General features: G+C 60.7%; 6 protein-coding genes. 1 reads left to right on the forward strand and 5 read right to left on the reverse strand.

The genetic code is table 11. From position 1 onward, the window contains the following. Positions 1-8: 8 nt before the first annotated feature. The 5 genes from ACS4RS_RS28485 to otsB form a co-directional block, all read right to left on the reverse strand. Complete coding sequence (locus tag ACS4RS_RS28485) at positions 9-1,268, reverse strand: ABC transporter permease subunit (protein ID WP_439012716.1); 1,260 nt, start codon at positions 1,266-1,268, stop codon at positions 9-11. Beyond that, positions 1,265-2,086 carry an ATP-binding cassette domain-containing protein gene (locus ACS4RS_RS28490; RefSeq protein WP_439012717.1) on the reverse strand — a complete coding sequence of 274 codons (822 nt, stop codon included), beginning with the start codon at positions 2,084-2,086 and terminating at the stop codon, positions 1,265-1,267. The genes ACS4RS_RS28485 and ACS4RS_RS28490 overlap by 4 nt, the downstream gene beginning before the upstream one ends. Positions 2,087-2,154: 68 nt before the next feature. Then, the gene (locus ACS4RS_RS28495; RefSeq protein ID WP_439012718.1) at positions 2,155-3,228 is read right to left on the reverse strand and encodes a substrate-binding domain-containing protein; all 1,074 of its coding nucleotides are present in this window, start codon (positions 3,226-3,228) and stop codon (positions 2,155-2,157) included. 248 nt (positions 3,229-3,476) lie between these two features. Next, complete coding sequence (locus ACS4RS_RS28500) at positions 3,477-4,361, reverse strand: helix-turn-helix domain-containing protein (protein WP_449314067.1); 885 nt, start codon at positions 4,359-4,361, stop codon at positions 3,477-3,479. 202 nt (positions 4,362-4,563) lie between these two features. Next, complete coding sequence (gene otsB / locus ACS4RS_RS28505) at positions 4,564-5,343, reverse strand: trehalose-phosphatase (RefSeq protein WP_439012719.1); 780 nt, start codon at positions 5,341-5,343, stop codon at positions 4,564-4,566. A gap of 123 nt (positions 5,344-5,466) precedes the next feature. Here otsB and ACS4RS_RS28510 point away from each other — a divergent pair, with 123 nt between their 5' ends. Then, positions 5,467-6,552 carry an ROK family protein gene (locus tag ACS4RS_RS28510; protein ID WP_439012720.1) on the forward strand — a complete coding sequence of 362 codons (1,086 nt, stop codon included), beginning with the start codon at positions 5,467-5,469 and terminating at the stop codon, positions 6,550-6,552. Positions 6,553-7,348: the final 796 nt, after the last annotated feature.

A 7,348-nucleotide genomic window follows, 5' to 3' on the forward strand; every position in this document is an offset into this window, starting at 1 on the left:
TCAAGTGGTTAAGCGCGGCCGTGCGAAATCCGCGATCGGCGTGCCAGCGAGTCGACGATGACGGCGACGGCGAGGACGGCGCCGGTGATCATGTATCGAAGCGACGACGACAGATCGAGAAGCGTCAGGCCGCTGGCGATCGACTGGATGACGATGATGCCGAGAAGCGCCGAATAGGCACTGCCCCGCCCGCCGAACAGGCTGGTGCCGCCGATGACCGCTGCGGCGATGGCGTTGAGATTGACGTCGCCGGTGCCGGCCTGCTGGCTTGCGGTTGCCAGCCGCGCTGCCGAAAGCACGCCGCCGGTCGCCGCAAGCAGGGCGCAGGTGATGAAGGCGCTCGCATAGATGCGCGACACATTGATGCCCGAGCGGCGGGCGGCCTCTCTGTTGCCGCCGACGGCTTGCATGGATCGTCCCCATTTGGTGCGCGTCAGCGCATAATTCATGGCGACGACGAGACCGACGAAGAGACCGAACATCCAGGGAATGCCGCGCGACTGGTTGAGGTAGAAAGCAACCGCTTCCAGGGCGACGGTGATGATGACGGCACGCAGAAGCAATCCGCCCATCGATTTCGCCGACAGTCCGGCTGCCCGCCGGCGCGCCGATGTGCGGTGGCTCGCGAAGAAGAAGGCAATGCCGGCAAGCGCCACCAGCAGATAGGCGACCGGATCCGGCATGACCATGATCTGGCCGAAATTCACCAGCCAGGAGCCATAGGGGAGATTGATCGAGCCGGTGGCTCCCAGAATATAGAGCTGCAGGCCAAGAACCGCGAGCAGGCCTGACAGGGTGGAGACGAAGCTCGGCATGCCGAAGCGGTTGAACAGGAAGGCATAGAGCGAGCCGATCAGGGCGCCGACGATCATCGCGGCGAGAACCGCGAGCACCACCGGCCAGCCCTGGTTGACCCAGAAGACGCCGACCAGCGCCGAGGCGAAGCCGCTGACCGAGCCGACGGAAAGATCGATCTCACCCACCATCAGGATGCAGACGATTCCGAGCGAGATGACGCCGACCGTCGAGCAGTCGAACAGCATGTTGACAAGATTGGCGCTGGAGAGAAACACCGGATTGAGCGCCTGGAACACCGTCCAGATGATCGCCAGGCCGACAATGACCGGCAGCGAGCCGAGGTCGCCGGAGCGGATGCGATCCCAAAAGGCGCGGATCGAGCCGGCAAGGCTATCGTCATGGCGCACCCTCTCGTCGCGCCGGTCGAGGAGCGTGGGTGCTGCCGGTTCATTCTGCAAGGTCTCTATCATGCCCTGCCCTCCTCGTTCTCTCGGCTTTGCGCCTTGCGGCGCGTGGCGCGACGGGAGACGGAATTGTTGGATGCGCCGGTGATCGCGCTGACGAGCTCTTCGTTGGAGGCGTCGGGCATGAAGGTGCCGTTGTTGCGTCCCAGCCGAAGGACGACGATGCGGTCGGCGACCGCACGCACATCTTCCATATTGTGGCTGATCATGATGACGGCGAGGCCGCGTTCACGCACGCGCTCGATCAGGTCCAGCACCTCGGCGGTCTGGGCGACACCGAGTGCTGCCGTTGGTTCGTCGAGCATGATCAGTTTCGGCTCGAGCAGCAGGGACCGGGCGATCGCCACGGTCTGGCGCTGTCCGCCGGAGAGCGAGGCGACAGGTTCGCGCACGCTGGGGATTCGGGCCGAAAGCTCGTTCAGCAGCTTCCAGGCTCGGATCTCCATCGCGACCTCGTCGAGCTGGAAGGGATTGAGCTCCTTTCCGAGAAAGATATTGGCGACGACGTCGAGATTTTCGCAAAGGGCCAAATCCTGGAAGACGGTCGCAATGCCGAGGTTGAGGGCAGCACTTGGGCTCGACAGATTCGCCTGTTTTCCCTCGAACAGGATGGTGCCCGAGCTCGGCTGATGCACGCCGGCCAGGATCTTGACCAGCGTCGATTTGCCGGCGCCATTGTCGCCGACGAGTGCCACGACCTCGCCGGCATGCACGTCGAGTTCGATATCGGTGAGCGCCGACACGGCCCCGAAGTTCTTCGATATTGCGCGCAGGCTGAGAACAGGCCCGCGGGAGCCATCAGGAATATGAGCGGTTTCAGACATCGCCTGGCCTTTCCGAAGCGAAAACCGGAAGCGCGACCGGCGGCCGCCCGCGCTTCCCCTTGGTGCGATTACTTGGTGATGCCGAGTTTCTTGCAGCCGTCGGCATAACGGCCGGTGCACAGTTCCTCGGCGGTGTTGATCTTCTTGTCGATGATCTCGGCCTTGAGGTTTTCGGCGGTGACGACGGCAGGGACGAAGAGCTGCGCCGGTGTGTCGTAAAGCGTCATTTCGGCCTTTATCGTTTCTCCTGCCAACAGCTTGACGGCGACGTCGGCGGCAGCGGCGGCGACGATTTCGCTCGGCTTGGAGATCGTGTTGTACTGATCCCCTGATATGATCAGCTGCAGCGCGGCGATCGTCGCATCATTGCCGGTCACCGGTGGCACGGGATCGACGCCGGCTGCCTTGAAGGCGGCAATGGCGCCGCCACCGGTGCCGTCATTGGCGGCGACGACGCCGACGATCTGTTTGCCGAAGCGGGTGATCTGGCCGGCCGCCCATTGCTGCGCATTCGCAGGCTGCCAGTTCGGCGTGTCGAATTCGGCAAGCGTCTTGTACCCGCCGCTGGCGAGGCCCTCGTGAATACCGTCCTTGATCAGCCCGGCCGCCGCATCGGTCGGTGAACCGTTGATCTGTAGAATGCCGCCGCCATCGGTCGGCACATTCTTCGCCTTCAGATGCTGGACGAGCGATTCCGCGATCGCCTTGCCGATCGCCTTGTTGTCGAAGGAGACGTAGAAATCGGCCTTGCCCTTCGGGATCGGGCGGTCATAGGCGATGACCTTGACGCCCTGGCTCTGGGCGAGCTGAACGAGAGAGGCGGCCGCTGCCGAATCCACCGGATCGAGCACGATGACCTTGGCGCCCTGGGTGATGGCCGAGTTGAACTGCTGCTGCTGCTTGGCGATATCGGCATCGGCATTCTGATAAAGGACCTTGCAGGATGCGCAGAGCTTCTTCATTTCCGCGACGAATCCCGGATGGTCATGCTCTTCGTATCGGGTCGAGCCCTGGTCGGGCATGAGGAATGCGACCGTAGCATCGGCAACGGCGTTTTGCGCAAAGGCGGAGGTCCCGCCAAGCAGGGAAAGGGCAAGTGCCGCGGCGCCTGCCGCTTTTGTCGAGAATTTCATCATTTCCATCTCCTCCCATTGGAAAAATTGTGTAGCTTCGTCGTTGCAGTGTCTGTTGCGGCCGTTCGGCTGAACGAACCGCCGCCTGTCCCGGCGGTTGCTGTTTTCTGAGGACAAGCGTCTCCTCTCGCGAACCGCTCGTTGCGCGCTCGCGTGCAAGCCAGTGTCAGTTTTGGTTCCTCCTTCTCGTCCTCCCTATCGCCGTCTTCGACGGACCGTTGCTTCGTACTCCCTGGAACTGTGCCTGTACGGCTTCCTCAAGCCGCCTTCGCCACGTTGATGTTGTCGCCCAGCAACCGCCGGAATCGGGAAGGCGTCATGCCCTTTTCCGCGAGAAATTGGCGGTTGAAGTTGGACAGATTGTTGAAGCCAACCTCGAAGCAGATATCGGTGATCGATGCATGGTCGTCGCTCATCAGGATCTGACAGGCGAGATTGATGCGCAGACGTTTTACATATTGCACGAGAGACATGCCGGTATGGCGGCGGAAGGCGCGCGAGAAGGCGCCTGTCGACTGTTCGGCGATGCCGGCGAGATCGGCTTCGTCGAAGGATTTCGTCAGGTTCTCCCGGATATAGGCGAGTGCCTTGTTGATGCCGGCCGACATGTAGCCGGACGGATCGGGCAAATAGCTTGGGCTGGCGAGAAGCTGGGCATCCTGCGCCCGGCTGAGCAGGCCGACGATCATCATGAAGAGCTCGATGCGGCGCACGCCCTGCGCCTGCTGCACCTCGTTCATCAGTGGCGCCACCTGCCGGCTGGTGTCAGTGCCGAAGAGCACGCCGCGGCGCGATGCTTCGAGCACCGGCTCGAAGGGGCCGAGCTCGGCCAGCACCTTCATCGTGTCGCTGATGAAATTCTCGCTGAACTGGATGAGCTGGCATCGCAGCGGAATGCTCGATCCCTTCGGGACGTCGCTGATCCAGTTGTGGGGAAGATTGGGGCCGGCAAGCACAAGATTGCCCGGTTCGAACTCGCCGATGAAGTCGCCGACGAAGTAGCGTCCGGTTGTCGCCACGATGAGATGCAGCTCGTATTCCGGATGAAAATGCCAGCGAACGGTATGATAGGGATAGCCATGCGCCTTCGTTGCGAAGGATTCGCCCGGCCTGATCTGAACGACTTCCAAGTCAGGTTCCATTGTTTCCTCCTCCGAGGACGGGTTCCAAGCCCGCACGCCAAATTCCCTTTTTGGCTTTATTGTTGAGGCGGAGTGTAGTGGGCTCGTTTGATGCCCGCCACCACGATTCCCGGTCAAAACTGATACTTTTTTGATGATTGATGCTGCGCAGTCGATGCAAAAGACAGCCGCAATCCGCATCGGGCATCAATGAAGGCGGATATCAGGCAGCCAGAGCGGCGATGACGTTCCTGACCAACGCCGCCGAAGACAGCCGACTCGTGGCGCAGCTTGGAGCGCCGATCGCCCCGACACGCACCGAAACGCCGCCGCGCGCATTGGCGATCGCAAACATCGACTCGTCGGTCAGATCATCGCCGATAGTGATCGGGCAGCGGTCCTTGAATGGATCGGCCTGAAAAAACCGCTCCAGCGCGTCGCCCTTGCTTGAGCGTGCCGGGCGCAGCTCGAAGACCATCTTGCCGAGCTGCAGCGCCCAGTTCGGCCCGGCGACCTTGGCATAGTGATGCATGCGCTCTTCGAGGACTTTTTCATATTCGGGCGCGAGCCGGTAATGGGCGGCAACGGCCGCACCCTTGTCCTCGATCAGCACGCCTGGATAGTGCTCGGCCTCCTCGGTCAAGGCGTGCTTCACCGCCTGAAATTCGGGACTGGCCTCGAGCGTTTGCATTCCGGCTGCGCTCCTGATTTCCGCGCCGTGAAGGCCTGCGGTCGGAAATGCAAAGGGTTTGAACAGCTCGTCCGCATAGGCGAGCGATCGCCCGGTGACCAGCGCCAAGGCGCCGCCAAGCTTGTTCGACAGGCGGTGAAGCTGCCCGGGAAGAGCCTCGGGGACTTCGATCGCATCCGGCGTGGGCGCAAGATTGAGCAGGGTTCCGTCGATGTCGAGAAACATCGCCCAGCGTTCCGGCTCTTCCAAGACCAGTGAAAGCATTTCCTGGGTAGCGTCGTCGTCCAGCACGGCATTCTCCAAACTCTGCAATCATTGAAGCTAGGTCACTGGTCGACAAGGACAAGGAGAGGTTTCAGTCGCCGGAACATCCGGGGCTAGTCCGCGTTGTATCTCGCCGCCCGTTCGAGCCCTCGCGCCGTAGAAGGTATTTTGATGGCCAAAAGCAGTTCCGAGCCCCGTGATGAGGTCAATGCCCCGTTGGCACATGGCGCGTTAAACCTGCCATTGGTAACGATCGACGATTACAACAACGAACTGCGTGACAAGGATGGTTTCGTTGGCGACAACGCCAACAAGAAGACTTTTCAAATGAAACTCGACGACTGGAGAAAGCGGGTCCGCAAGGTCGGAGATGACCCGATCGGCAAGACCGCGACGGCGAAGCTTTCCAAGAAAAAGATCGATGCCTTCCTGAAGGGCGACGATATGGAGGCCGCAGCATTGGTCATGGGGGCGGTGGAGGACTTCGCTCAGGACTTTGCCGATGTGATTGGAAAGTTCCTGAAGGACAAGCGCTGGGTGAAGACCGAACGCATCGTCGTCGGCGGCGGCTTCCGGCACAGCCGCTTTGGCGAGCTGACCATCGCGAGGACCATGGTTATTCTCAAGGCGGCCGGCATCGACGTCGAGCTCGTGCCGATCGTTCATCACCCTGATGAGGCCGGACTGATCGGCTCGGTCCACCTGATGCCGCGATGGATGTTCAAAGGCCACGAGGCGATTCTGGCCGTCGATATCGGCGGCACCAATGTTCGCGCCGGCGTCGTTAAATTTGGAAAGGACGACGTGCCGAACTTTGCGGATGCGAGCGTCTGGGAATCGACTATCTGGCGTCATGCCGACGACGAGCCAAGTCGCACCGCAACGATCGAGAAGTTGGCCGCGATGTTGAACGAATTGATCGGCAAGGCCGAAAAGGCCAATCTCAAACCGGCGCCCATCATCGGCATCGCATGCCCCGGTATCATTAAAGCCGATGGCTCCATCGAACGCGGCGGGCAGAACCTGCCGGGGGGAAACTGGGAGAGCGACAGCTTCAATCTTCCCGCCGCGCTGATGAAGGCGATTCCTGAGATCGGCGACGACAGCACATTCGTGATGATGCACAATGACGCCGTCGTGCAGGGATTGTCGCAAATCCCTTTTATGACCGACGTGTCGCGATGGGCCGTGCTAACGATCGGTACGGGTTTGGGCAATGCGCATTTTACAAATCGCGAGACAACGAAGGCGCGATAGGCTCAACCCCCGCCCCACGCTACGCCCACGAACACTGAACGCGGCTCGTCCACCGCTGTGGGCCATTTATGGTAAATGGAAGGTAAACAACGCTGCCGGGGTGTCGCCTCACACTCCATCGCCAGCATGGGAGGGATAAACTGATCCCAGACCGCCGCCGGCACGTTCGGAGGCTGCATGCGGGCCCGCAGTAGAGAGATGGAGCCCCCTCCCCTTTCCTCCTTCGCTTCGGAAAAGATGGTGATAACGCTGGCGGGTTGTTCTCCGCGGGTACAAATTGCGCTTATCTCTGCTGCGTTACACAAGCCATGCGCAGACGAAAGATGGATTATGAACTTCAAGGGAATAAGCGCTCCGCTCAGTGCCGGTCGTCTCGAACAAATGCTCGGCCTTGCCCCGTCACGCCGTGATCCTGAAACCCAGGATGCAAACGACAAGTCTCCTGGCAATGGACCCGTGCGCGGGCCGGAAGCCGAAAACCCTTACTATGCGTCCGCCTATAAATGAGAGACGGGTTGCCGATCCGGCCTGCACTCAGCGGCGGACATCCGTCTTCGGTGAGTCGGCGCCAATGCCGAGTCGCATCGAGTATCTCTCGAGATTTGCTGGCTGGCTCGGCGGTTGTGGACATGGCCGCTGTTGTCAGCTGACAACGGAGCTAAGATTCCGGAATTGCACGTGATTTTTTTGTCTAATCCGGTTTGTTAGCCATTCGCTAACCAAGAAATCGCTTGACGTCATTGCCAGACTCACGGTCATTTGCGCAAAATTACCCGATTTATCAGGATTTGCGTGA

Source organism: Rhizobium sp. F40D2 (genome assembly GCF_051810745.2).
Taxonomy (GTDB): domain Bacteria; phylum Pseudomonadota; class Alphaproteobacteria; order Rhizobiales; family Rhizobiaceae; genus Rhizobium.